The sequence below is a fragment of the Lysinibacillus sp. UBA5990 genome (assembly GCF_002429815.1).
GTDB lineage: Bacteria > Bacillota > Bacilli > Bacillales_A > Planococcaceae > Lysinibacillus > Lysinibacillus fusiformis.
The window spans coordinates 24289-47995 of record NZ_DJAY01000012.1 but is presented as its reverse complement, the minus strand read 5'-3'; the positions used below and the strand labels follow the sequence as shown (position 1 = coordinate 47995).

The 23707-nt window shown below is 37.0% G+C and carries 26 protein-coding genes; 13 read left to right on the top strand and 13 right to left on the bottom strand.

The window, feature by feature from the left end; translation table 11 throughout:
- Positions 1-57: 57 nt before the first annotated feature.
- The 3 genes from B3D94_RS11560 to B3D94_RS11550 all read right to left on the bottom strand — a co-directional run bounded on the left by B3D94_RS11560 (position 58) and on the right by B3D94_RS11550 (position 2313).
- Positions 58-621, bottom strand: a complete 564-nt coding sequence (locus B3D94_RS11560; RefSeq protein WP_025115818.1) for a beta-class carbonic anhydrase — start codon at positions 619-621, stop codon at positions 58-60.
- A gap of 177 nt (positions 622-798) precedes the next feature.
- The gene (locus B3D94_RS11555) at positions 799-933 is read right to left on the bottom strand and encodes a hypothetical protein (RefSeq protein WP_255350107.1); all 135 of its coding nucleotides are present in this window, start codon (positions 931-933) and stop codon (positions 799-801) included.
- 138 nt (positions 934-1071) lie between these two features.
- Positions 1072-2313, bottom strand: a complete 1242-nt coding sequence (locus B3D94_RS11550) for an aminopeptidase (protein ID WP_069482682.1) — start codon at positions 2311-2313, stop codon at positions 1072-1074.
- A 189-nt stretch (positions 2314-2502) separates the two neighbouring features.
- Here B3D94_RS11550 and motA point away from each other — a divergent pair, with 189 nt between their 5' ends.
- Both motA and motB read left to right on the top strand, forming a co-directional pair.
- On the top strand, positions 2503-3306 hold the full coding sequence (gene motA / locus B3D94_RS11545; protein WP_036120556.1) for a flagellar motor stator protein MotA: 804 nt from the start codon (positions 2503-2505) through the stop codon (positions 3304-3306).
- Positions 3290-4054 carry a flagellar motor protein MotB gene (motB, locus tag B3D94_RS11540; RefSeq protein ID WP_258269967.1) on the top strand — a complete coding sequence of 255 codons (765 nt, stop codon included), beginning with the start codon at positions 3290-3292 and terminating at the stop codon, positions 4052-4054. The genes motA and motB overlap by 17 nt, the downstream gene beginning before the upstream one ends.
- Positions 4055-4111: 57 nt before the next feature.
- On the opposite strand, the gene B3D94_RS11535 is transcribed toward motB, so the two are convergent.
- Complete coding sequence (locus B3D94_RS11535) at positions 4112-4333, bottom strand: DUF1128 domain-containing protein (RefSeq protein ID WP_069482681.1); 222 nt, start codon at positions 4331-4333, stop codon at positions 4112-4114.
- Positions 4334-4511: 178 nt separating this feature from the next.
- Between B3D94_RS11535 and B3D94_RS11530 the strand changes: the two genes are divergently transcribed.
- A complete protein-coding gene (locus B3D94_RS11530) occupies positions 4512-4838 on the top strand; it encodes a hypothetical protein (protein ID WP_025115821.1) in 327 nt (108 codons plus the stop codon).
- 22 nt (positions 4839-4860) lie between these two features.
- Complete coding sequence (locus tag B3D94_RS11525; RefSeq protein ID WP_069482680.1) at positions 4861-5778, top strand: YihY/virulence factor BrkB family protein; 918 nt, start codon at positions 4861-4863, stop codon at positions 5776-5778.
- 64 nt (positions 5779-5842) lie between these two features.
- Here the strand turns inward: B3D94_RS11525 and B3D94_RS11520 are convergent, their stop codons facing one another.
- Together B3D94_RS11520 and B3D94_RS11515 are read right to left on the bottom strand one after the other, a co-directional pair.
- On the bottom strand, positions 5843-7747 hold the full coding sequence (locus tag B3D94_RS11520; RefSeq protein ID WP_258269965.1) for a heavy metal translocating P-type ATPase: 1905 nt from the start codon (positions 7745-7747) through the stop codon (positions 5843-5845).
- Positions 7748-8007: 260 nt separating this feature from the next.
- Entirely contained in the window at positions 8008-9543 is a 1536-nt protein-coding gene (locus tag B3D94_RS11515) for a fumarate hydratase (protein WP_291757335.1), read from the bottom strand.
- Between the two features lie 191 nt (positions 9544-9734).
- Between B3D94_RS11515 and B3D94_RS11510 the strand changes: the two genes are divergently transcribed.
- Positions 9735-10535, top strand: coding sequence for a YwqG family protein (locus B3D94_RS11510; protein ID WP_069482677.1), 801 nt, complete (start codon positions 9735-9737; stop codon positions 10533-10535).
- 42 nt (positions 10536-10577) lie between these two features.
- Here the strand turns inward: B3D94_RS11510 and B3D94_RS11505 are convergent, their stop codons facing one another.
- The gene (locus tag B3D94_RS11505; RefSeq protein WP_008173529.1) at positions 10578-10763 is read right to left on the bottom strand and encodes an SE1561 family protein; all 186 of its coding nucleotides are present in this window, start codon (positions 10761-10763) and stop codon (positions 10578-10580) included.
- Between the two features lie 362 nt (positions 10764-11125).
- On the opposite strand from B3D94_RS11505, the gene B3D94_RS11500 reads away from it, so the two are divergent.
- Positions 11126-12310, top strand: a complete 1185-nt coding sequence (locus B3D94_RS11500; RefSeq protein WP_069482676.1) for an MFS transporter — start codon at positions 11126-11128, stop codon at positions 12308-12310.
- Between the two features lie 236 nt (positions 12311-12546).
- Complete coding sequence (locus tag B3D94_RS11495; protein ID WP_069482675.1) at positions 12547-13182, top strand: hypothetical protein; 636 nt, start codon at positions 12547-12549, stop codon at positions 13180-13182.
- Between the two features lie 540 nt (positions 13183-13722).
- On the opposite strand, the gene B3D94_RS11490 is transcribed toward B3D94_RS11495, so the two are convergent.
- The 5 genes from B3D94_RS11490 to B3D94_RS11470 all read right to left on the bottom strand — a co-directional run bounded on the left by B3D94_RS11490 (position 13723) and on the right by B3D94_RS11470 (position 18652).
- A complete protein-coding gene (locus B3D94_RS11490) occupies positions 13723-14385 on the bottom strand; it encodes a peroxiredoxin-like family protein (RefSeq protein ID WP_291757334.1) in 663 nt (220 codons plus the stop codon).
- A gap of 136 nt (positions 14386-14521) precedes the next feature.
- Complete coding sequence (locus tag B3D94_RS11485; protein ID WP_291757333.1) at positions 14522-15205, bottom strand: Crp/Fnr family transcriptional regulator; 684 nt, start codon at positions 15203-15205, stop codon at positions 14522-14524.
- Between the two features lie 231 nt (positions 15206-15436).
- A complete protein-coding gene (gene rlmD / locus B3D94_RS11480; RefSeq protein ID WP_193833114.1) occupies positions 15437-16825 on the bottom strand; it encodes a 23S rRNA (uracil(1939)-C(5))-methyltransferase RlmD in 1389 nt (462 codons plus the stop codon).
- 37 nt (positions 16826-16862) lie between these two features.
- Positions 16863-17687 (bottom strand): polysaccharide deacetylase family protein, encoded by an 825-nt coding sequence (locus tag B3D94_RS11475; protein ID WP_069482674.1) that lies wholly within the window; start codon positions 17685-17687, stop codon positions 16863-16865.
- A 56-nt stretch (positions 17688-17743) separates the two neighbouring features.
- Entirely contained in the window at positions 17744-18652 is a 909-nt protein-coding gene (locus B3D94_RS11470; RefSeq protein WP_069482673.1) for a TIGR01777 family oxidoreductase, read from the bottom strand.
- Positions 18653-18810: 158 nt separating this feature from the next.
- On the opposite strand from B3D94_RS11470, the gene recX reads away from it, so the two are divergent.
- The 3 genes from recX to B3D94_RS11455 are packed head-to-tail and all read left to right on the top strand — an operon-like array spanning position 18811 to position 20210.
- Positions 18811-19614 carry a recombination regulator RecX gene (recX, locus tag B3D94_RS11465; protein WP_083244744.1) on the top strand — a complete coding sequence of 268 codons (804 nt, stop codon included), beginning with the start codon at positions 18811-18813 and terminating at the stop codon, positions 19612-19614.
- On the top strand, positions 19611-19940 hold the full coding sequence (locus tag B3D94_RS11460) for a YfhH family protein (RefSeq protein WP_008173513.1): 330 nt from the start codon (positions 19611-19613) through the stop codon (positions 19938-19940). Before recX ends, B3D94_RS11460 begins: the two co-directional genes overlap by 4 nt.
- A complete protein-coding gene (locus B3D94_RS11455) occupies positions 19941-20210 on the top strand; it encodes a YfhJ family protein (RefSeq protein WP_069482671.1) in 270 nt (89 codons plus the stop codon).
- Positions 20211-20245: 35 nt separating this feature from the next.
- On the opposite strand, the gene B3D94_RS11450 is transcribed toward B3D94_RS11455, so the two are convergent.
- Positions 20246-21232, bottom strand: coding sequence for a metal-dependent hydrolase (locus tag B3D94_RS11450; protein ID WP_069482670.1), 987 nt, complete (start codon positions 21230-21232; stop codon positions 20246-20248).
- Positions 21233-21432: 200 nt separating this feature from the next.
- Here B3D94_RS11450 and mutY point away from each other — a divergent pair, with 200 nt between their 5' ends.
- From mutY to ntdP, 3 genes are all read left to right on the top strand, one after another.
- Positions 21433-22467 carry an A/G-specific adenine glycosylase gene (mutY, locus tag B3D94_RS11445; protein ID WP_069482669.1) on the top strand — a complete coding sequence of 345 codons (1035 nt, stop codon included), beginning with the start codon at positions 21433-21435 and terminating at the stop codon, positions 22465-22467.
- A gap of 92 nt (positions 22468-22559) precedes the next feature.
- Positions 22560-22736, top strand: a complete 177-nt coding sequence (locus B3D94_RS11440) for a gamma-type small acid-soluble spore protein (protein WP_008173504.1) — start codon at positions 22560-22562, stop codon at positions 22734-22736.
- Positions 22737-23016: 280 nt separating this feature from the next.
- Entirely contained in the window at positions 23017-23565 is a 549-nt protein-coding gene (ntdP, locus tag B3D94_RS11435) for a nucleoside tri-diphosphate phosphatase (protein WP_036120520.1), read from the top strand.
- Positions 23566-23707: the final 142 nt, after the last annotated feature.

The window sequence follows — 23707 nt, the reverse complement described above, 5'->3', positions numbered from 1 at the left end:
TTCTTTTCAAAGGAAAGGCACTTGTTTATTGATTTGCTATAAATCAAGTTAGATAAACTATTGATGGTTACCGTTTTCAATTAAATCTAGATGACCTGTATTTGGGTCAATAATCAAACCATGTACAGGAACGTCTTTGACCATTAATGGGTGATTTCGAATCGTATCGACACTTTTCTTAACACTTGTCGCTACATCACCAAAACCACGTAAAAATTCTTTTAAATCAAAACCAGAATACTCCAGCATTTTGATGGTTTCTGGGTTAATACCTCTTTTAACCATTTCACTTAACATCGCATCAGGATCAACTGCGCTCATACCACAGTCATAATGTCCAACCACGTAAACTTCATCTGCTTGTAGGCCATAGACAGCAACTAATAAACTACGCATTACAGCACCGAAAGGGTGGCTTACTAATGCACCGGCACTTTTCACAATTTTTACATCGCCATTACGGAGATTCATCGCTTTTGGTAAAAGCTCTACAAGACGAGTATCCATACAAGATAAAACAACAATACGTTTATCAGGATATTTTGTAGTGATGAATGGTTCATATTTTTTCTCTTGTACAAACTCTTTGTTAAACTCTAAAATATCTTGTAACATTGTCATGAAAATTGCTCCCTTCCTTACAAAAAATATTTTAGAGCAAAACTTTAATTATGCAAACAATAAAGACTTTATTCAGACAATTTTTACAATAAAGAAGCAAACTTCATACACTTTAGCAGATTAAAAACTTTGAAACTATAAAAAAACAGCTACCTTTACAGTAGCTGTTTTTTTACATTAAAATTTTTCGCTTGGCTTTGGATCTACAGTTACTGAAGACTTGCTATCTAAACCAACTTGTAGGTAGTGGATGAAGAATCCAGTTGAAATTAATAAAACTGCTGAAAATCCAATAACAGTTGTAATGAACATTTTTAGAGCTCCTCTCTACTTAAATGATCTACTAATTACCCTAAACTAATTATACAATAGGATACTAGGAAAATCTAAGGATAATTTATGACATCCATAACATACTAGCCTAGAATACTATTAGTAAGAATGGATTATTTAGAATGCCCAATTTCCATCACGGAATATTGGGTCTTTTTGATTATCATGGGTAATGCCATCAATATTCATTTTATTGGAACCAATCATAAAGTCTACATGTGTCAAACTTTGGTTAATTCCATGTGCTGCTAACTCATCTGAAGTCATTTCTTTACCACCTTCAATACAAAATGCGTATGCACTACCAATGGCTAAATGATTAGAGGCATTTTCATCAAATAATGTATTGTAGAATAATAAATTCGATTGTGAAATAGGGGATTGATGAGGCACTAATGCTATTTCACCAAGATAATGCGCCCCCTCATCTGTTTCAATGAGAGAAGCTAAAATTTCTTGACCTTCCTCAGCTTTTACTTCAATAATACGGCCATCCTTAAATGTTAATGTGAAATTGTCAATAATATTGCCGCCATAGCTTAACGGTTTAGTGCTGGATACAAACCCATTCACGCCTGTTTTTAACGGTGCAGTAAAAATTTCTTCAGTAGGCATATTCGCCATAAATGTTTGACCCTGTACGTTGGCACTACTACCGCCTGTCCAAATGTGATGTGCAGGTAATTCGATTGTTAAATCTGTGCCTGGAGCCGTGTAGTGAAGGGACTTATACTGTTTGCTGTTTAAATAATCGGCTTTGTCATGTAATTCCTTATCATGAGCTAACCAAGCCTCCACTGAATGTTCATGATCGATACGCGTCGCTCCAAAGATAGCTTCCCATAGGGCATCCATTTGTTGATCCTCTGGTAAATCAGGAAACACCTTTGCTGCCCACGCTTTCGATGGAGCAGCGATAACTGACCAACTAAATTTATCAGATTGTAACATATGATAATAGTTCGCTAATGCTTGGCCAGACGCTTTTTGGAACGCCATTATTCTGTCACGCTCAATGTCTTTTAGTAAATCTGGGTTTTGTGAACTAATGCTTAGGAAAGCTGCACCATTTTCAGCCAGCCATTCGCGTTCTTGAACTTTCCAAGGTGGAAAGAAATCAAATGAGTCTTTCGGTGCTCCTTCATAGCGAGCACGAACAAGTTCGTCATCAGATAAATCGACAAATACCTGTTTTGCACCATTTTTATAGGCGATTTTAGTAATAATTTGAGCTAATTTTAAGTTATCGGTCGAACAGCTTATATAAAGATATTGATCTTTTTGGATATTTACTCCTACTTTTACCGCTAATTCGGCATATTTTAGTAATTTTGTGTTAAATGATAATAACAAACTCATATCCCCTTTCGAAATAAGACGGTTTAGTGTAATATTCTTAATTCAATATAATCAAAAATGGTCGAAATGTGAATAAAAAGCATTAATTACATCGAAAAATATTTAAAATACATTTATACTAGCATTATATATTTAAAATATGGAAAAATAGACGAAATTAAGAGTAATAGTAGATTTGGAGGTTCTAGAATGGATAAGTCGTCGGTCATAGGGTTAATAATTGCGTTTATAGCGCTATTAACAGGGATGGTAATGAAGGGTGTAAGTTTAACAGCTTTTTATAACCCAGCAGCTATCCTAATTATCATCTTTGGTACTATTTCCGCAGTAACAATTGCCTTTCCAATGCAAGAGTTAAAGCGTGTACCAAAGCTATTTAAGATTCTTTTTAAAGAAACTAAATTAGCAAATGATATTGAAATTATTAAGATGTTTTCGCAATGGGCTGACTTAGCTCGTCGTGAAGGGCTATTAGCACTTGAAAGTAAAGCATCAGAAATTGAAGATCCATTTTTGAAAAATGGTCTTACATTAGCGATTGATGGACAAAATGCAGACTACATCCGTGATGTATTAACAGAGGAAGTAGAAGCTATGGAAGAGCGTCATGCTAGTGGTTCTGCCATTTTTACACAAGCAGGTACATATGCACCTACTCTTGGGGTTCTTGGTGCAGTAGTAGGTTTAATCGCCGCATTGGCTGATATGAATGATATCGAAAAGCTTGGACACGCTATTTCAGCAGCTTTCATGGCTACATTACTCGGTATCTTTACTGGTTATGTTTTATGGCACCCATTTGCGAACAAATTAAAACGTAAATCTGCTTTAGAAGTGAAACAAAAGAGAATGATGATTGAGGGTATCCTTTCAGTATTAGAAGGGGAGGCTCCACGTGTTATTGAACAAAAACTATCATCATACTTAACGATGGAAGAACGTCGTCAAATTTCTGGTGAAAGCGGGGCGGGTGGCCTTGGCAAAGAAAGCTAAGAAAAAAAAGCATGATGAGCATATAGATGAGTCTTGGCTAGTACCATATGCCGATATCTTAACATTGCTCTTAGCTGTGTTTATTATACTATTTGCTTCAAGTTCAGTAGACCAAGAAAAGCTAGATAGAATGTCAGCCGTTTTTAGTCAAGTTTTTGATGGCGGAACAAGCTTTTTAGAGCAGCCTGCACCAGTACCTAGTCCAAATGCAGATAGCGACCAAACACCACAACAAAATTCAGCCTACTTAAAGGATCAACAGGAGTTGGCTGAAATTAAAGATAGTGTCGATAATTTTATCGCTGTCAATGAAATGGAAGGTCAATTCGCTACAGAAATGACGGATGAAGGCTTACTAGTCACAATTCGTGATAGTATTTTATTTGATCCTGGACAAGCGACAATTAAACCGGAGTATATTCCTATTGCGAAGGAGCTTGCGGATGTATTAGTATCCAATCCGCCACGTAATATTGTTATTACTGGTCATACGGATAATGTTCCAGCGGGTCCTAACTTCTCATCAAATTTAGAGCTATCATTAATGCGTGCATCTAATTTTTATATGGTTTTATTAGACAGTAATTCACAATTAAAATCTGAGAACTTTAGTGCAAAAGGCTACGGTGAAAACCGAGCGATTGCACCTAATGATACAGCAGAAGGTCGTGCAAAGAACCGCCGTGTTGAAGTACTTATTCAACCGCTAGTGACTGAGGATGGCTCAGAAGCAAAGAATACACAATAAATTAAAAAAGCTATTAGCACTGACTGTTTGTCTCATGCTAATAGCTTTTTTATTTGCTTATTTACGTAAAGCGCCCAATTCTGCAACAATTGCTTGCATTTCACTTGGACTAAATGTTTCTCTTTTCATAACCATTTCGTATAAATACGATAAGTCTTCGTAGTTTGCTTCATCGAAATGTTCCGATTTCATTGCATCGACATTTACCATGCGAAGTTTGTCCTTCATTTGATCAATCATATAAATAACGTTTTCCTTTGACGGGACTGACAAATCCATTTTTTAGCCTACCTTTCATACTCCTCGCACATATCATTTCATTGAATAAAAAAAATGTCAACTCCGTATTTGGGCATTGCTTTAAAAATAGACTGTTATTGGGTAGAATAAGGGCAGTAGACTAGTTTATTTATGAAATATTAGGGAATATGCAATTACACAAGCAGGGGGTTTTATTATGGGTCAAAGTAAATTATTAGTATCAATCGTAGCAGGAGCAGCAATTGGTGCAGCATTAAGCATGCTCGATCGCACTACTCGTGAAAAAACAATCGACACAACTAAGAAAATGAAAGAAGCTGTCACGTATTATGCAACAAATCGTGAAGAATTACAGGTTCTAGTGGAGGAGAAAGTACTGGCTGCGAAGGTGCTTTGTGAAAGTGTGTCAGATAATGTCAACACCATTGCAGAGAAGGTAGAGGAATTTAAAGAATTGCCAACTACGATTCAAAGTATGATTGATGACACAAAGTCAGCTTTTACTTTACCTCATAAAGAATAATTGTAGTTTTAGGAGGAGTTGTATGGAAAAGAAAAAGGCAACAATGCAAAATGCCTTTGGATTCGTCAAATCATTCGTGTCTCCTGAGGGGGAAGCGATTGATGTCATGACATCCAAGGGCTTTGTCCAAGATTTGATAGGCCGGTTAAAGCGGGTAGAAATTTCAGCGCTTTCCGCACAGCTCGCTTATTTCTTTTTACTATCATTCTTCCCATTACTTATTTTCCTCGTGACATTACTACCATATCTTAATTTGGAGACAACGCAGGTTTATTCATTTTTAGTAAATGTATTGCCAGATGAAGTTTATAAGCTCATTGAAAATACGTTGAATGAAATTTTAACAAACCGTAACAGTAGTTTATTGTCCATCGGGGTACTAGGTACGATATGGTCGGCATCTAAAGGTATTAACGCACTAATTCGAGCTTTGAATAAAGCATACGACACAGAAGGAAGAGCGGGTATATTAGATAGAGGGCTATCTCTTGTTTTTACTGTGGCTCTTGTTATTGTCATTGCAGTCGCTCTTCTATTGCCAGTATTTGGCCAGCAAATAGGCCATTTCCTATTTTCAATCGTTGGCATAGAAGAACAATTTGAATCGGTCTGGCATAATTTAAGATGGTCAATACCACCGATACTTATTTTTATTGTTTTAATGGGTATTTACTGGTTCGTGCCTAATACAAGCCCAAGGTTGAAAATATTGGGTGTTTGGCCAGGGGCGGTGTTTGCTACACTTGCCTGGTTAGTGGTCACATATGCTTTCTCTTTCTATATTAATAACTTTGCGAATTATTCTGCTACATATGGTAGTATTGGTGGCGTTATTATTTTAATGCTCTGGTTATATTTTACGGGAATTATTTTAATCTTTGGTGGAGTATTAAATGCTACAATGCAGAAAAGGGCGTTACAAAAGGAAATTAATAGATAAGGAATTGACCGGATTAAAAAAATGGCCTCGCTTCTCGTAGGAGAGAAGCGAGGCATTTTTGTGATTAAACATTTTTATTCAGCATGCGTAAGCCATTTAAAATAACGAGAATGGTACTACCCTCATGTCCAATTACACCTAGAGGTAAATCGACTACTTGTAAAAAGTTAGAGGCAATTAACAAAATAATTACCCCAATAGAAAAGATAATATTTTGTTTGACAATTCGCTGCATTTTACGAGACAGGCGAACTGCATAAGCGATTTTAGATAGATCGTTTTTCATTAATACAACATCAGCTGTTTCTAACGCAACGTCTGTACCTTCACCCATCGCAATACCAGTAGTTGCGGTAGCCAATGCAGGCGCGTCGTTGATCCCATCACCAACCATTCCTACAAATTGATGTTGGGACAGCAAACGTTTCATTTCTGTTACCTTCGTTTCAGGTAGACACTCCGCTACATACTCTGTGACACCAGCTTCTTTTGCAATTACTTTTGCTGTTTTTTCATTGTCGCCAGTAAGCATGACTACTTGAATACCAAGCTCTTTTAATAATGACACAGCTTTCTTGGCTTCGGTACGGACAGTATCCTTTAAGGCTGTCAACGCGACGATTCCATTTTGGTCACGGATGAAAATAACCGTTTTACCTTGTGCAGCAAGTTTTGCCGCAGCGCCATTTGCAAAATCATTGGCATGTTGAGCATTCACAAATTCAGGTTTACCAACTTGATACTCCTTGTTGTGAACGGTCCCTTTAATACCCCAACCTGGAATATCCTCAATTGTTGCTTGTGGTAAAACCGTAATTCCTTCCGCTTTTGCATAGGAAGTAATGGCTTGAGCAAGAGGGTGATTGGACTGTGTTTCAATTCCTGCAAGAATAGCTAAAGCCATCTGAGATTCGAATCCATCGCGGACAATAAAATCTGTCACGACCGGTTTACCTTGTGTTAATGTTCCTGTTTTATCGACTGCTAATGCACCTAAAACACTGAGATGCTCTAAATGTAAGCCACCCTTAAATAGCACACCATTTTTGGCGCCATTTGAAATGGCTGCAAGTGTCGCAGGCATGATGGCTGCGACAAGTGCACACGGAGATGCAACAACCAATAAAACCATGGCACGATAAAAAGTTGTTGTCCAATCCCAACCTAGTACGAAATGGGGAAGGAACATCATGATGGCTACACCAAGTAAAACAAACTTCACATAAGTTCCCTCAAATTTTTCGATGAATTGTTGAGACGGAGATTTTTCACTTTGAGCACTTTGAACAAGCTGGATAATTTTTTGAAAAAGTGTTTCTGAATTGGCCTTCGTCATTTCCATCGTAATCGCACCATTTAAGTTTACGGTACCTGCAAAGATTTCATCACCTTCACTTTTTAAAACGGGTAATGGTTCTCCGCTAATAGCTGACTCATCAATGGAAGACTGTCCTCTAAAAATAATACCGTCGGCTGGAATACGCTCCCCAGGTTTGATTAATAAATGGTCACCAATTTGTAATGTAGAAACGGATACTTTCATTGGCTCAAAGTTGCCTCGAACTAACCAGGCTTCTTCTGGCTGAAGATTCATTAATGCAGATATTTCACGATGACTTTTATTCATAGCATAAGTTTCAAGTGCACCACTTACTGCAAAGATGAAAATAAGAATAGCACCTTCTGTCCAATAACCAATGGCTGCGGAACCGATAGCTGCTAATACCATTAGTAGCTCAACATTTAATTTCTTATCTTCTATTGTTTCTTCAATACCTTCTTTTGCCTTGGCAAATCCACCTACACAAAATGCAATGACATAAAGAAGAACAGAAGCGGTTGTTTGTCCGCTAGTATCTAAACGCCATGCAAGTAAGATGAATACACCAGCGATTAACGCAGCGATTAATTCTGCATGTTCCTTTATTTTCTCAATTAAATTTATATTTTCTCGATTAGAGTATTCCATTCATATCCCTCCTGATAATGAAAATCAATATCAAAAACCTTTAATTATAAACAATTTAATATGGTGTGTAGTTGAAAATGGATTTCAATTACCATGTATATTATTTAGAATTATTATAACAAAGGAATTTATAGAAATAAAGAGGGTAGCTAAAAAAAAGGGATTTTTATTAACAGAAAAAGGCACAGTCTATTCACTAGGAATATTCTGTGCCTTATAAAAGTGTGCAGTCAGAAGGGCTACTGCTTACTTATATTTAATTAGAAAACTCTTTCTGCATGCAATGCAAGTTTTTCTAAAGAGGATTTATCGACATCTGCGTGTAACGAGTTGCCGTGTGAATCCATTGTTACAACTGCTGTGAATTTTTGAACATTTAAGTGCCACATAGCTTCTGGAATACCGAATTCCATTAAATCAACACCATCTACACCTTTAATGCAGTCTGCGTAATATTGGGCTGCTCCACCGATAGCATTTAGGTAAACGCCACCATGTTCATTAAGAGCTTTTAATGTTTTTGGTCCCATACCACCTTTACCGATGACAGCGCGAATACCGAACTTCTTCATGATATCGCCTTGATATGGCTCCTCACGAATAGAAGTAGTTGGACCAGCTGCTTTTACTGTCCAATTGCCTGCCTCATCTTTTGCCATAACTGGACCACAGTGATAGATAACTTGTCCATTTAGATCCACTGGTGCATCATGGCTCATTAAATGATGGTGGATAGCGTCACGACCAGTATACATACGTCCTGTAATAGAAACTACATCTCCAACTTTTAGTGAACGAATTTGTTCTTCTGTAATTGGTGCAGTAAGTTCTACTACATTTGTTGTGTTATCTTCTGTTGTAGCAGCCACTTCATCCTTGAAAGTAATTTTTTCACCTTCTTGGTAGTGCCATTTTATAATTTCACCAGTTTGAGGATCGATGTCCACAGCCATACGACGGTAAGCCCAGCAGTTATATGCTACAGATACATAGAAGGAAGCTGGGATACGGTGCATAACCCCAATTTTACATCCTAGTAATGTTGCTTCACCACCGAAGCCCATTGTACCGATACCAAATGTATTAGAAGTTTTCACCACATACTCTTCTAATTTGGCAAGATCAGGATTTGGATTCGTATCTTCAACATGACGGAATAATTGTTCCTTTGCTAAATCGTAGCCAGAAGAACGATCTCCACCAATACCAACACCGATGAAACCAGCAGAACAGCCTTGACCTTGTGCTTGGTATACAGAGTGTAAAATACACTTACGGATACCATCTAAGTCACGACCTGCACGACCAAGACCATCTATTTCACATGGAAGGCTGTATTGAATGTTTTTGTTCTCACAGCCGCCACCTTTTAGAATTAATTTAATCGTAATGTAATCATTTTCCCATTGTTCAAACTTCATAACTGGTAAACCATCGCCAAGGTTATTACCACTATTGGCACCAGTTAATGAATCCACTGCATTTGGACGTAGTTTTGCATCCGCTGTCGTATCACTGATTGCTTTTTTAATCGCAGCTTTAATTTCTAATTGGTTTACGCCCACTGGTGTATAAATTTTGAAAGTTGGAAGACCGGTATCCTGACAAATAGGTGATACATTATCTTCTGCCATAATAATATTATTTGAGATTGTGTCTAAGCTCATTGCCGCACGTGTTCCAGCATTCTCAGCTTCTTTTGCTTTTTTAATCGCACGACGTACATCCTTAGGTAAATTCGTGGATGTTTCAGTAATTAAATCATAAAGACTTTTCTCCAAAGTTTGTAGATTCATTCGTGTATTGCCCCCCATAGAAAATTTGATTATTTCCACGTAACATTATACTCTTTTCAACTAATGAAAAAAAGAGGCCTTACTTATGAGGGCTAAATTTACGCATAGTTTAATAGTATTTTAATAGAGAGTTGATTTTTTTAGAACGTTTGTTCTATAATAATGATAACCCACAATTAGGAGGAATTTGTATGTCTGCTAAAACTTTACTTGAATTACCGGAAGAATTTGAACTATACAGACCACTAATAGAGGAAACAATGAAGCCTGTTGTCCTTATTGATGCAGATGCTGGGAAAACAACCTTGTTTCAAAGTAAGTTTGCGGGGGACCCTTATTTCCCAATTGCAATGGAATATCCTAAAAATGCAAGTGGACAACCACTAAAGCTTTTAGCCCAAGTTAATTTTGCCGAATTGCCGAAGCATTTGCCGGATTTCCCAGAAGAAGGGATATTGCAGTTTTATATTGATGGCTATGACGATGTATTAGGAATGGACTTTGATAATGGAAAAAATCAAGAAGGTTTCCGTGTCATTTTTCATGATACCGTTATACATGATGAAGCGCAGCTTATACAAGATTTTTCTTTTGTAGAAAAGGAAGATGAGGAAATGTATTTTCCAGTAGAGCGTGAAATGACATTATCCTTTAAAACAGATTTTGAACCCTTATCGATTGATGATTACAAAGCCAATGAAATTTACAGTAATATCATAACGACGGTTGAAGATAACGAAACATTAGAAGATGCCTTTTATGATGCTTTAACTGGGGATGGACATAAAATAGGTGGTTATCCTTTCTTTACACAAGAAGATCCACGTGCATACGGTGATTATACAGACTCTACAATTTTGCTATTGCAAATAGATAGTGTGGGGGATGATATATTATGGGGCGATTGTGGAGTTGGCAATTTCTTTATTACTGAGGAAGAATTAAAAAATAAGGACTTTAGCAATGTTCTTTACAATTGGGACTGTCATTAAAAAACAAGCGAGCATACGTTGTGCTCGCTTGTTTTTTAATCTTTATTGTTCACGAGCATTAAATTGCTCCATTTTATCTTCTAAGTCATCCATCATTTGAATTAAACGATCAATATCATCTAATTCTGCTGTTTCAGGATCTAGGGCATCTAATACTTCTAAAAACATTTCAAGACGCTCTCTTAAATAGGTTACTTGCTGTTTTTTATCAGTGATTGGCTTGGACATACATACACCTCATTTCATCCCTTTCATCGTAGCTGATTTAGGCTGAAATTTCAATGTTTAGGTAGACACCTAGGACTAAGCGATTAATTTTAAAAATAAGTAGACGGAATATTTACAATATTGAGTATGTATGTTAAAGTTGTTTTAAGATAAAGTAAAGGAGCTGATCGAAAACATCTTTAATACTCTAACTCGAAAAGGAGGGAGTTTAAACAAGTACTCGGTAATAATCAAAAGCCGAATTTCGTGTTTATACAATTAAATGACAATAAGTATTCGTTAAGCCTTAGCGTAAAATCACATGTGGTGAGCGCTAAGGCTTTTTGGTATGCTGTTCTTTGGGAGATTGATTGGAGGAAAAGATGACATACTTCTCAGACTACAGCAAAAAAAGATTCACCATATTAGTAATAATTGTATCCATATCGGGCTTTTCGCAAGGGATGCTATTACCGCTCATTTCTATAATTTTTGAACGTGATGGCGTTTCCTCAGCATTAAATGGCTTAAACGCAACGGGCTTATACATAGGGACATTATTAATTTCACCATTTATCGAGCAGCCATTACGAAAATGGGGCTATAAACCGATTATTTTAATTGGTGGCGCACTTGTTTTTATCTCCTTATTGGCATTTCCTTTATGGAAAAGCGTCACATTTTGGTTTGTGCTTCGTTTACTGATTGGTGTTGGGGACCATGCCTTGCATTATGCCACCCAAACATGGATTACTAGTACTGCTGATCATAAAAGCTTGGGAAAAGGGATGGCTATCTATGGCTTGTCCTTTAGTATAGGCTTTGCTGTTGGGCCACTTATGGTAAAGTTGATTGAAATAGGTGAAGCTTTACCATTTATTGTTTCGTCAGTCATGTGTTTAATTGCGTGGTCTTTTGTATTCTTCTTACAAAATGAAAAACCTGAGCGCTTAACAGGTGATTTACATGCAAGAGGGTGGAAGCGTTACAAAATGGCTATTTTATTTGGCTGGATTGCCTTTTTAGGACCTTTTGTATACGGGTTCCTCGAATCTTCATTAAATGCATTATTCCCCGTATATGCACTGCGTAAAGGTTTTGAGGTTGGCATGATTCCAATTATTTTATCAGTCTTTACATTTGGTGGTATTTTAACTCAAGTACCATTAGGTGCACTGGGAGATAAAGTTGGGAGACGGAATATTTTGATGGTAGGGTCATTTGGTGGCGCTATTATTTTCGCAATTGCCAGCTTTTTAGAACATTCACAATTGGCTGTCGCTATAGCGTTTTTCTTAACGGGTACACTAGTTGGCTCGATGTTCTCTTTGGGGATTACATTTATGGCAGATTTAACGCCAAAGGAGCTACTACCTACTGGGAATTTACTCTGTGGAATTGCCCTAAGTATAGGTAGTTTAACTGGACCGTTTTTAGGTGGAGTTTATTTAGAATATGTAAAAAACTATAGCTTCCTTTTACTTGTAGCAATGCTGTTGCTAGTTGTGGCTTTCATATTACTCATATTTGGACGTCAAATGAACAAACAGACATCAATGGCAAAATAAAAAGAGCGGGGCTCATCTCCCGCTCAAAAACAAAAAAACGCCCAGCAAATCCGTGCTGTTATGGCGTTTTTTGCGTAACAAGGATGTTCCGTCCAAGTTACATAGGTTTGGCACCTAGAAAAGAATTATACAGATAAATTCTTATGAAATCAATAAAAATAAAAAGGGATATTTTGGACATTACTACTATTTTTAAATATAATGAAAGAACACTTGCTTAAGAAGGAGGTTTTATCATGACCGAAAAGAAAAAACTATCTATTCATCGCGCTTTAACAGAATTAAAAATGCTACAGCAACGCATTGAAGGGGCAACAAATGAGGTTAGCTCTGTAGTAGCCAATCGTAAAAGTAATCAGAAAATAAATGGAATAGAAATAGTTGAGTATGAAAAACAAATGCAAGCATCCTACGATAAAGTAATGGGCTTAATTAGCTATAGAAATAAAATAAAAGCTTTAGTTGTACAATCGAATGCCAGCACAAAGGTAATCGTTGGCAAGGAAGAAATGACTGTCGCGGAGGCCATTGAGCGGAAACAATCTATTCAATATGAAAAGAACTTGCTAGAAGTCATGCAACATCAATATCGTTCCGCTATTCATACAGTTGCCAAAGAAAATGATGCATTACCGGCTAAACTGGAAACGTATTTAATTAATATATTAGGCAATAAAGATAAACAATCTCCGGAAGAAGTAAAATTACATACGGACACATTTATGAAAAGAAATGAGTTTGAAATCATTGATCCACTAAATGTCAAACAGCAAATAGAGACATTAAGTAGTCGGATTGAAGAGTTCGAATCAGAGGTCGATGCAGTCTTATCTGAATCGAATGCCACAACATTTATTGAAGTCCAAGCTTAAAGAGATATGCATGGCCTTGCGAAAACGGAAAACGAAGAGTCGCTCGCGCTTCAAGGCATGTGTGTGAGTTTAAACATAAAACATGCCTTACACAAATGAATCTTACAATAAAAATAACCTAAAGGCTTAAAGGTTAAAGGTAAAAGTATAAAGTTTACGTGTCAAACATCTTTCTATAAAAGCTGAAAATTGAAGCTTTAAAAATCTTTTAAATCCTGGGGTAATGGTTGAGGTATCGACTTTTCTGGACCGTCCGTCATCCACCAGGCTGCTCGTGCTGTGCAACATAAAGAAAGGACGTCTCCATTTCTTTTGAGACGTCCTTTTTATGATTATTTATTTTTCAATACCAGCTTTGCAACACATTCTACCAGTTATGATTAAATGACCTAATAAATAGCAAAATAACCATTGTTAACGATTATATTGTTTAATTTGGCGGCTATCAATCGACTCTGTTCCAACTTCTCCTTAACCAAAACGAATGTGGTAACTGAGAGACTGTTTTTTATTTCATCATATTTTTATAATTCTAGGATGCTAATAAAGTGATTGGAGAAAGTGCATCACCTTACTAGGTTCCATACGTTTTTTATAGTCTACCTCCACGCTAGCTAAACGGATAATTCCTGCTTTGTCGATTACATAAGTAGCTGGTACTGGAAGTTCCCAAGAATGGTCACCATTAAATGTTTCGAGTGAAATATCAAGCGATCTGTAGATAGGATACGCATACTCAGGTATTTTAAATTTCAGATTATATTTTTCGGCAGTTTTATTTTGCAAGTCGCTTAAAACATGGAATTTTAATGCGTTTTTATCTTGTACAGATGCAGAATAGTTTGGAGTTTGCGGGCTAATTGCAATCAATTGGCCACCAATTGACTCAATGTCATCATTCATTCGCTGGTATGCTTTCAACTCAAGGTTACAGAATGGACACCATGTACCGCGGTAAAATATAAGAACAACAGGACCTTTCAAAATTTCTTCAGACAAAGTTATCTTTTGTCCTGTAGAATTCACTAAAGTGAAGTCAGGAGCTTTGACTCCAGCTATTAAACCCCTACCCGAATCAGATGTACGTAAATCATGAATGGATTTTTCGAATATATCCAGCACTTCCTTTGGGAGCACCTTTTCCATATGTGTAGTTGCTATATCTAATTCACTTTGCAATTTTTGAAATGGTGTGTTTTCCATTATGTCATCTCCGTATCGTAATATATTTTGTATGTAGTTATACGATACAACTTTTTCTAGAAGGAAGATGTAATGTTGTTTACAACTCAATTTGAAAATCTCTATGCTACTTGATACTATCCAGCATTTTTTCAGCCTATGAAATGTTCCTCTCCAAAAGCTTTTCTCGATGAATATAGATTGTTTTAAATCCTGTCTTAATGACTTCTTCTTTAACAAGTTCTTGTAAAACCACAGTTACAGCTTCTCTGGTTGCACCAACTAAATTGGCGATTTCTTGATGTGAAAGAGGAAAATCTATTTTGTAATACTCATCATTACCCGTAAGTCCAAACTGATCAGATAGCTTAATAAGCGCATATAAAACTTTGTCATGTAGTTTCCCAAGAGCTAGATTTTGCGTTAATTGACTCATACCGATAATTCGATTACTTAGTACTTTTAATAATGTCATCATAAATTGAGGCCGCTGAATTAAAAAATTTTCAAATCTTTCCTTATTCATCAAACAAATATGGCTTTCCTCTATTGTTTCAATATAATTCTCTCGAGTACCAAATGAAATAATATCCATTTCCCCAAATACATTACCTTCGTTGAGTATATCCGAAGTAAATTGCTTACCTTGAGCATTTACTTTATACAGGCGCAACTTCCCCTTTTTAACAAAGTATAGCCCTTCCGAAAAAGTTTCTGGTGTTTGAATAAAAGTGTTTTTCGGAAAGGTCGTTATTAAAGTTAATTGTTCCATCTCTATTAAATCTTCCATTGAGAGCGAATTAAGTAGATTAAATTGTGATAAATATTGAATGTTATCCATTTTTCCTCCTTATAATTGCATGGCCCCCCAAGACTATAACACAATGTAAACATATTAAAATCAATCGACAATCGGTGACAGTCACTCAACGTTTTTCATTTGGTTTTTCAAATGTTCGGCTATATTTATTAGAGAAGAAAACTGTAGAAATAGCTATCAAAAAAGAAAAAAGCGCAGTCTACAAAACGCAGACTACGCCTAATCAAGTCGCCAAAATTTACAAAGGAAATATCATTTTCGATGTTCTGCTTTAAGAACCATGGAGCAAACACATTCTACCTGCGCTGTCTGTGAGAACATATCAACAGGTTGAATATACTCAATATGATAATGCTTCGATAGTTGCTGTAAATCCTTTGCTAATGTAGATGGATTACAAGATGTATAAACAAAACGCTTTGGTTTAAGCTTAAGCACGGTTTGGATAAACTCGGGTGCTAAACCTGTACGTGGTGGATCTACTGTAATAACATCTGGTGTAAAGCCTTCTTTGCGCCATTTTGCTAAAACACTTTCAGCAGTACCAACAGCATATTTGGTATGCTTGAAGCCATGGTTGCGAGCATTTTTACGGGCATCTTGAATACTTTCGGGAATGATATCCATCCCGCGAACTTCTTGCGCTTGATCGGCTAGCCAAAGTCCCACAGTCCCAACTCCACAATATGCATCCACTACTGATTCTTTACCTGTTAATGCAGCTGCTTTTTTAATTTCATCATATAGATGAACTGTTTGTGTGGGGTTAAGCTGGAAGAAAGCACGAGCCGATAAGTCAAAGGCCAATTCGCCAAGCTCTTCATGTATCGTTTCTTTACCGTCAAGAACTATTGTCTCATCGCCAAAAATTAAAGAAGTTTTCTCACGATTAATATTTTGTGCAATGGAGACAATGCTAGGATCGATTTTTTTAATCCGTGTAATCAGTTCAGCTAAATGAGGAATTTCTTTACGAGTAGTTACAAGTACAACTTGTGTTTCGCCTGTACGTATCCCTGTACGTACTACGATCGTACGCACTAAGCCATCAAGTGTTCGTCCATCATAAATAGTGATATTTAATTTTTGTAAAATCTTACGTGTTGCAACAGTAATTTTAGAAGTGACAGGGTGCTGTACAAGGCAATCGTTAATATTTAGTAGCTTATTACTGCCTTCAACAAATAAGCCTGCATATACTCGCTTGCCTTCCTTACGTACTTGAAATTGACTTTTATTACGATAATGCCATGGATTATCCATTCCAAGTGTTTTTCGTACTTCCACTGTTTCAGCTAGAGGTTTCGCATAACGCTCTAAAGCTTGGATGACAATATCACGTTTTTCCACTAGCTGTTTTTCATATGTCATATGTTGAAGTTGACAGCCACCACATTCATTGTAGACTGGACAAGGTGCTTCCTGGCGGTGCTTAGAGGCTTTACGAATGGATAAAATCTCAGCTTCAGCAAAATTACGTTGTGTTTTCGTAACTTGAGCTGTAATTTCTTCGCCAGGAATAGCTCCTTTGACAAATACTACATTTCTTTTATAAAAACCTACACCTTCTCCGTTGATCCCTAGTCTTTTTATTATTAGTGGGAATTGTTGTCCCACGGTCATTGTTGTTTGCTGCGTCAAACGTTCCACGTCCCTGCTTTATAATGTCATCTCCCCATTATAACGAAGGAGCAGACGATTGCAAAGCAACAGGGAAATCTTCATATTCTAATACTAAATCATCAAGTGATAAGAAGGTATAGCCTTGTTTTTTTGCTTCTGCTATGAACATTGGCAAAGCTTCGGCATTATCTTGTGCAACAGTATGCATTAAAATAACGGCACCTGGATGCAATTGCTCCATGAGCGCATTATAGGCATAATCTGCACCACGTCGTTCATCTTTCATCCAATCTTTAAAGGCAACAGACCAAAATATATGACGATATCCTTCCGCATTTCCTACTTCTAGCAGTTTTGCATTAAAAGTTCCTTCTGGTGGGCGAGCATAGGTTGTGCGGTCTATGCCAGTCAATTCACGTAATTTCCCATCAAATTTTCGCCATTCTGCACGCATACCTTCTGGTGAAAGTCGAGCCATATTAGGGTGGCCATACGAGTGGTTCCCAATAGTATGTCCATCCTTTACCATACGTTTTACTAGGTCACTGGCGCTGTCTAAATAATGCCCCGTTAAAAAGAAAGTGGCAGGTACATCTTCTTTTTTCAATGTATCCAAAATACTTTCGGTAAAGCCGTTTTCATAGCCATTATCAAATGTTAGGTAGGCAATTTTTTTATCTGCCTTCCCTTTATAAATAGCCCCGTATTTATCAAGTAATTGATCTAGCTGTGCACCAGCCTCTGCCTGTTCACCATTTTTTGCACGCTTAAAGCCCCAATGATGTTCATCAGAACCTGCAGCAAAATATGGATTAATGCTAATACCTGCGGCAATAATAAACGTAGCGATTACCGCACCTACAATATGTTGTTTCCACATAAAAAACGCATCCTTTCTTTTTCATTAGGATGCGTAAAATAGCTATAAATTATCCACTAATTCTGATCAATTAATAAGTCTTCAAGTGCTTCTGTTAAATGAGGATATTTAAATGTAAAATGATGCTTTTCTAACACTACTGGTCGTACATGTTGACCCTCTAAAACAAGAGTGCTCTGTTCTCCAAGCGCCAAACGTATAGCAAAACTAGGCACAGGCAACCAATGTCGTTTGTTCATGACCATTGCGATTGTTTGCCCAAATTCTTTCATGCGCGTAGCATGAGGTGCTGTTACATTGAAAGGTCCATGAATATTTTCATGAAGGATGGCGAAATATAAAGCACGTGCTACATCTTCAATATGTACCCATGAAAGCCATTGCTTACCAGAGCCGATTGTTCCGCCAACATGCATTTGATATGGTAATAGCATTGGTGGTAATGCACCGCTCTTTCTACCTAAAATGACCCCAAAGCGTGCAAGGGCGACACGAATTCCTAATTGTTCTGCTCGTTTCGCATGTCGTTCCCAATCATGAACGGTCGTGCCTAAAAAATTGTTCGCCGCATCAGTAAATGTTTCATCATAAATAGCCTCTGAAGAATGGGGGTAAAAACCTATGGCACTTGCATTAACCAGTACTTTAGGTTTTTTCGTGAGCTCTGCCATTATGCGCACTATTTCAAGTGTCGCATGCATCCGGCTCCAATAAATATCCTTCTTTTGTTTTTTTGTCCATCGACCAGTGTTTAAAGAAACTCCCGCTAAATTCACAAAGGCATCTGCTCCTTCTAATGCCTCTATTGGTAGTGACTCATCCTGCAACCATTGTACATAATGAATGCCATTTTTTTCGGAAGATGCACTCCGAGTTAAGACAAAAATATTGTGACCGTTTTCCTGTGCTAGCTTAATAAAAGCTTTTCCCACAAAACCAGTTCCACCCGCAATCACAATTTTCATAAAAAGCACCCCTTTTTTCAAAATTACACTTACTACTAAGTGTATCATTTAACACGTATGCGAACATCTAAAGTGACCGTAGAAGAAGAGGGATGAATAGCATCGAATAACAGATACCATAAAAAGAAATGTTATAATGGACGAGTGAGGTGTTGGCTATGCGTATGATTACGAAAATTGCACGTCAAAAAAACAATCCTGAACGTTATAATATCTACTTAAATGAAGAATATGCATTTCCTGTTGACGAGGCTATTCTTCTTCAATTTGGTTTAACAAAGGGGAAGGTTCTTGATGAATTTGAAATTCAGGAAATTGCCTACGAGGATGAAATACGGAAGGCATTTAATAAAGGATTAAACTTTCTTTCTTATCAAATGCGAAGTGAGCACGAGGTTAAGAAAAAACTTCTTACCTTAGAATTTGGTGAAGCGGTAGTTTTAGAAGCGATTCAGAAATTAAAATCGTATGGCTTTATAAATGATGAAAACTATTCCAAAGCTTTACTTGATACAAAAAAGGCGACAATGAAAAAGGGACCGAGAGCTATTAGACAAGATCTCATTAAAAAAGGAATTGATAAAAACCTTCAAGATGAGGTGCTTGCCACATATAGTTTTGAAGAACAAATCAAATTGGCCTTGCAGTTGGCGGAAAAAATTGTACGTTCAGAAAAAAGAAAGACGCCAGCACAAGTAAAGGCTAAAATTCAGGATTATCTGTTAAGAAAAGGCTATGCATTTCCGATTGTAGAAGAGGTGCTTAATCAAATAGAGCTGGAGCAAGATGAAGATAACTGGCAACCATTACTCGATGCACAAGGCGAAAAAGTTTGGAAAAAGTACGTATCGAAGTATACTGGTTATGAGCTAAAAATGAAGGTAAAGCAGACGCTCTATCAAAAGGGTTTTCCTATAGAAGTAATAGACCGTTTTATAGAAGAGAAGGAGAATGAGGAATGAACGAGAAGAATTATGCTGCGATGTCTGAGCATGAACTGCGTGAGGAAATTGCGTTTTTAAAAGAAAAGGCAAGAAAGGCAGAACAGCTTGGAATCATTAATGAATTTGCTGTATATGAGCGTAAAGCATTAATGGCAGCGGCTTATTTAGTAGATTTAGACACAATTGTTCCTGGAGAAATGTATCGTATTGATCGTTCAGATAATGAATTTTTCCAAGTCGATTATTTAAAGGGACGCTTTGCATGGGGACATCGTTTAGGCGGTGACAAATACCAAGAGGCACTACCTGTATCTATGCTGTCTCCTGTAAAGGTGGGCAAGTAAGTGGAAGAAAAAATTGAAAAATTGACAGCAGAATTGCTTGCAAAAAATCCACAAATGTCAGTTGGACGTGCCCGTGTCTGGATTGAATTATTATGGAGCGACTTTGAATCAACATCAGCAAAAGCAGGATATGATTATCGAGGGGCAGATTATACAGAGAATCTTGTCCGTCAATTAATTACAAGCTATGGTGATAAACTACATGCCTTTGCAGGGCGCAATCCAAAATATGCCCACCTCCTAGATGCTAGCGATGATATGATACAATAATAAAACCCTGACCAATATTGGTCAGGGTTTACTGCTTAATTACTTGCACCAATTTGTAATTTTTTCTGAAGCTTATCTTCTGTAAAAATCCAACCTGTGTAAGATGTAACGATTTCATTATCGTCATTTAAATGTGCTACTGCCACAAATGGGTAGCGATTGTCACTACGATAACGCAGGTCGATTAAACGTACCTCCAATAAGCCGTTTTCAAGCTCAGAAATCTCCCATCGGTACATTGGGGAGAACGACACGAAGGCAGCTAAATTGGGGTCTTTCATGGCTGCATGAATAAGGGCAGTTTTAGGTAAAGGTTTAATTTCGAATTTATCATAAATATTAACAGTCCTGCCGTAAGCCCGGCCAACATAATAATGTGTTTTAGACTTTGCGGCAATTCGCCAATGGAAGAAGCGCATAGTTGGTGCTACGATAACATATTCTTCATCTTGTATTGTACTGTGGACAGCATTTTTTACTGCTTTTTGAACAGCGAATCGTAACATATAATAAATCACGATCATGATATACATGATGCCAAATGTCCAAACAGGATTGGCTCCAAAAGCCCATAATACAATACCCAAACAATGTAAGGAAAAAATAATCGGATCAAATGTATTGATGACACCTAAAGCAACCCATTTTCTGGAAAACGGCCGTATTGCTTGTGTGCCGTATGCATTAAAAATATCTACAAAGACGTGAAGAGCGACAGCTAAAAAAGTCCAAAGCCATAAATGAAACACATTTACGTCTTGCAAAATAAGGGATATAACAGCTGTAATTAAGATCGGCCATATAGCTACTGCCGGTAGTGAATGTGTAATTCCACGATGATGTCTAATATAGATGGCATTATTGCGTAGTTTTAACACAGTATCAACATCCGGAGCTTGTGAGCCAATTATCGTACCTGCCATGACGGCAGTAAAGGTCATTGAGTGATTTGCTACTATAGGGTCAGCTAATGCAAGACCGCCAAGGGCAATACCCATAACGAAATGTGTACCTGAATCCAAAAATATCCACTCCTAGTATGCAGTAAAATCGAGTACAATGTGCATACATCTTTATTTCATTTATAAATAACTTTATTCAATTTTTAGTCTGGTGACATTCGATAATGACGAATATTGTCAGTTATGGACGAATGTTCATTCTTCTTTAATTGTATACCCTTTTTAACATAAATTAAATCGTAAAAACTTTGGAGGTCACTGTGAATTACCCATATGTAACAGAATTTCGACATTCTTTAGTCGAATGGTTTAACGCTGAGAAACGCGACTTACCGTGGAGACATACTACGGACCCCTATAAAATTTGGGTTTCTGAAGTGATGCTACAGCAGACACGTGTCGACACAGTTATTCCTTATTACAATCGTTTTATGGAAAGTTTTCCAACATTAGATTTACTTGCAGAAGCTCCGCAAGATTATTTATTAAAGCATTGGGAAGGACTTGGCTATTATTCACGAGCGCGTAATTTACAGGCAGGTGCACGTGAGGTATTAGAAAATTACGGAGGCGTGGTCCCCGATAATCGCCACGAAATATCAAAATTAAAAGGTATTGGTCCTTATACCGCGGGTGCTATTTTAAGTATTGCCTATAACAAGCCCGAACATGCAGTAGATGGCAATGTTATGCGAGTATTAAGCAGAGTGCTGAATATAAGTGAAGACATAGCCATACCAAAAACCAAAAAAATTTTTGAAGCTGCAGTTGAGGAGCTTATAGATCCTACTAATGCGTCTTCCTTTAACCAGGGCTTAATGGAGCTAGGGGCACTTATTTGTACACCTACGTCACCGAAATGTTTACTATGCCCTGTGCGAGAGTATTGTACAGCGTTTAATGAAGGTGAACCGGAAAAACTGCCTGTTAAATCGAAAAAAATAAAGATGAAGAATTTGAGTTATGATATTCTTGTCTGTCAAGATGAACAAGGACGTTTTTTAATGGAGCAACGTCCTGAAGAAGGGTTATTAGCTAACCTTTGGCAATTCCCAATGATTGATACTAGTCAGGTATCAGTGGAAAGCTTCTTAAAGGAATGTTCCATCAGTGTACAAGCTAAGCATGAACTGCTTACGTTTAAGCACGTGTTTTCACATTTAACATGGCATATAAATAGCTATTTTATGAAGTGTGAATCCACATCGATAGGCGATTGGTTCACTCAAGAACAAATAGAACAATTGCCGATGCCTGTTCCTATGTTAAAAATTTGGGAAGAGGTAAAACAATAAACAGGAAAATAAATCCTACTTTAAACAATAAATTAGTGAGCATAAAATTCATCACCTCGGTACACAATAATTAGCGTGGAGGTGAATGAATAATGAAAAAGCAAAACAACCAAAATTTCCAACCGAATAAAAACATGCAACGTCAAAGTGAAGAATTTGGTTATGAAACGGACGTAAATGAAGTGCAAAAGCAAAATGCTAAAGCAGAGCAAAAGAAAGCTCCAGCTTCAGGTCGTTTCTCTAAAACTAACCAAGATTTAGGTGAGTAACACTTTGTAATTGCATAATTGCATTTACCTCTAAGGGGCTGTCTAAAAATCCGAAAAGATGAAAAAGACAGCTCCTTTCTATATTTATTTAAAAAACCAATAAATACCAAAATGGTAGAACTACTATTAAATTTCGCTTAAAGTTAACGAAATTTTATACAAATTCAAAATAGCGTAGTGAAATTTGTGGTTTTCTAACTACACCTTTCGCGTACACATTGCTATAATATACTAGAGACTGCTAGATTAAGGTAGCATAGACGAAAAGGTGGGCTTCAAAATGGCATTACCAGTAGAAGGAGAAACGATACAAATACATAGTTATAAACACAATGGCCGCATCCACCGTGTTTGGCAAGAAACGATGGTTTTAAAAGGAACAAAAAATATTGTGATCGGTGCGAATGAACGGACACTTGTGACAGAATCCGATGGTCGTACATGGCTAACGAGGGAGCCTTCTATTTGCTATTTCCATGCGGAACACTGGTTTAACATCATCTGTATGCTACGTGAAGACGGCGTGTATTATTATTGCAATCTAAGCTCACCATTTGTGTTCGATAATAATGCCATTAAATATATCGACTATGATTTAGATATTAAAGTTTTTCCTGACATGTCTTATACGCTTTTAGACGAGGATGAATATGAGCTTCATCGTAAGGAAATGTCTTATCCTGATGTGATTGATAAAATTTTAAAGCGCAATGTCGATAAGCTAATAAGCTGGATTCAACAAAAAAAAGGACCATTTGCACCCGATTTCATCAATGTTTGGACAAATCGTTACAAGTTCCAGCTTGATATGCAGTCAGATGATTGTTAGTGACACCTATTAGTTAACTAATAGGTGTTTTATATTGCCTCTTTTAGCCACTCTTAATGAGCATCTTCCACACTGTTAGGGAAGGCACATACAAAATAGTTAGCGGTAAAGTCATCATAACTGTATTTTAATCAAAATATTG

Coding starts and splice junctions, on each gene's coding strand:
- B3D94_RS11555 (WP_255350107.1), bottom strand. CDS start 933: ATGTTCATTACAACTGTTATTGGATTTTCAGCAGTTTTATTAATTTCA.
- B3D94_RS11520 (WP_258269965.1), bottom strand. CDS start 7,747: ATGGAATACTCTAATCGAGAAAATATAAATTTAATTGAGAAAATAAAG.
- B3D94_RS11490 (WP_291757334.1), bottom strand. CDS start 14,385: ATGGAAAACACACCATTTCAAAAATTGCAAAGTGAATTAGATATAGCA.
- B3D94_RS11500 (WP_069482676.1), top strand. CDS start 11,126: ATGACATACTTCTCAGACTACAGCAAAAAAAGATTCACCATATTAGTA.
- B3D94_RS11560 (WP_025115818.1), bottom strand. CDS start 621: ATGACAATGTTACAAGATATTTTAGAGTTTAACAAAGAGTTTGTACAA.
- B3D94_RS11515 (WP_291757335.1), bottom strand. CDS start 9,543: ATGAATCTACAAACTTTGGAGAAAAGTCTTTATGATTTAATTACTGAA.
- B3D94_RS11440 (WP_008173504.1), top strand. CDS start 22,560: ATGAAAAAGCAAAACAACCAAAATTTCCAACCGAATAAAAACATGCAA.
- B3D94_RS11505 (WP_008173529.1), bottom strand. CDS start 10,763: ATGTCCAAGCCAATCACTGATAAAAAACAGCAAGTAACCTATTTAAGA.
- B3D94_RS11510 (WP_069482677.1), top strand. CDS start 9,735: ATGTCTGCTAAAACTTTACTTGAATTACCGGAAGAATTTGAACTATAC.
- B3D94_RS11460 (WP_008173513.1), top strand. CDS start 19,611: ATGAACGAGAAGAATTATGCTGCGATGTCTGAGCATGAACTGCGTGAG.
- B3D94_RS11495 (WP_069482675.1), top strand. CDS start 12,547: ATGACCGAAAAGAAAAAACTATCTATTCATCGCGCTTTAACAGAATTA.
- ntdP (WP_036120520.1), top strand. CDS start 23,017: ATGGCATTACCAGTAGAAGGAGAAACGATACAAATACATAGTTATAAA.
- B3D94_RS11525 (WP_069482680.1), top strand. CDS start 4,861: ATGGAAAAGAAAAAGGCAACAATGCAAAATGCCTTTGGATTCGTCAAA.
- B3D94_RS11535 (WP_069482681.1), bottom strand. CDS start 4,333: ATGGATTTGTCAGTCCCGTCAAAGGAAAACGTTATTTATATGATTGAT.
- B3D94_RS11530 (WP_025115821.1), top strand. CDS start 4,512: ATGGGTCAAAGTAAATTATTAGTATCAATCGTAGCAGGAGCAGCAATT.
- motA (WP_036120556.1), top strand. CDS start 2,503: ATGGATAAGTCGTCGGTCATAGGGTTAATAATTGCGTTTATAGCGCTA.
- B3D94_RS11475 (WP_069482674.1), bottom strand. CDS start 17,687: ATGTGGAAACAACATATTGTAGGTGCGGTAATCGCTACGTTTATTATT.
- B3D94_RS11550 (WP_069482682.1), bottom strand. CDS start 2,313: ATGAGTTTGTTATTATCATTTAACACAAAATTACTAAAATATGCCGAA.
- recX (WP_083244744.1), top strand. CDS start 18,811: ATGCGTATGATTACGAAAATTGCACGTCAAAAAAACAATCCTGAACGT.
- B3D94_RS11470 (WP_069482673.1), bottom strand. CDS start 18,652: ATGAAAATTGTGATTGCGGGTGGAACTGGTTTTGTGGGAAAAGCTTTT.
- B3D94_RS11485 (WP_291757333.1), bottom strand. CDS start 15,205: ATGGATAACATTCAATATTTATCACAATTTAATCTACTTAATTCGCTC.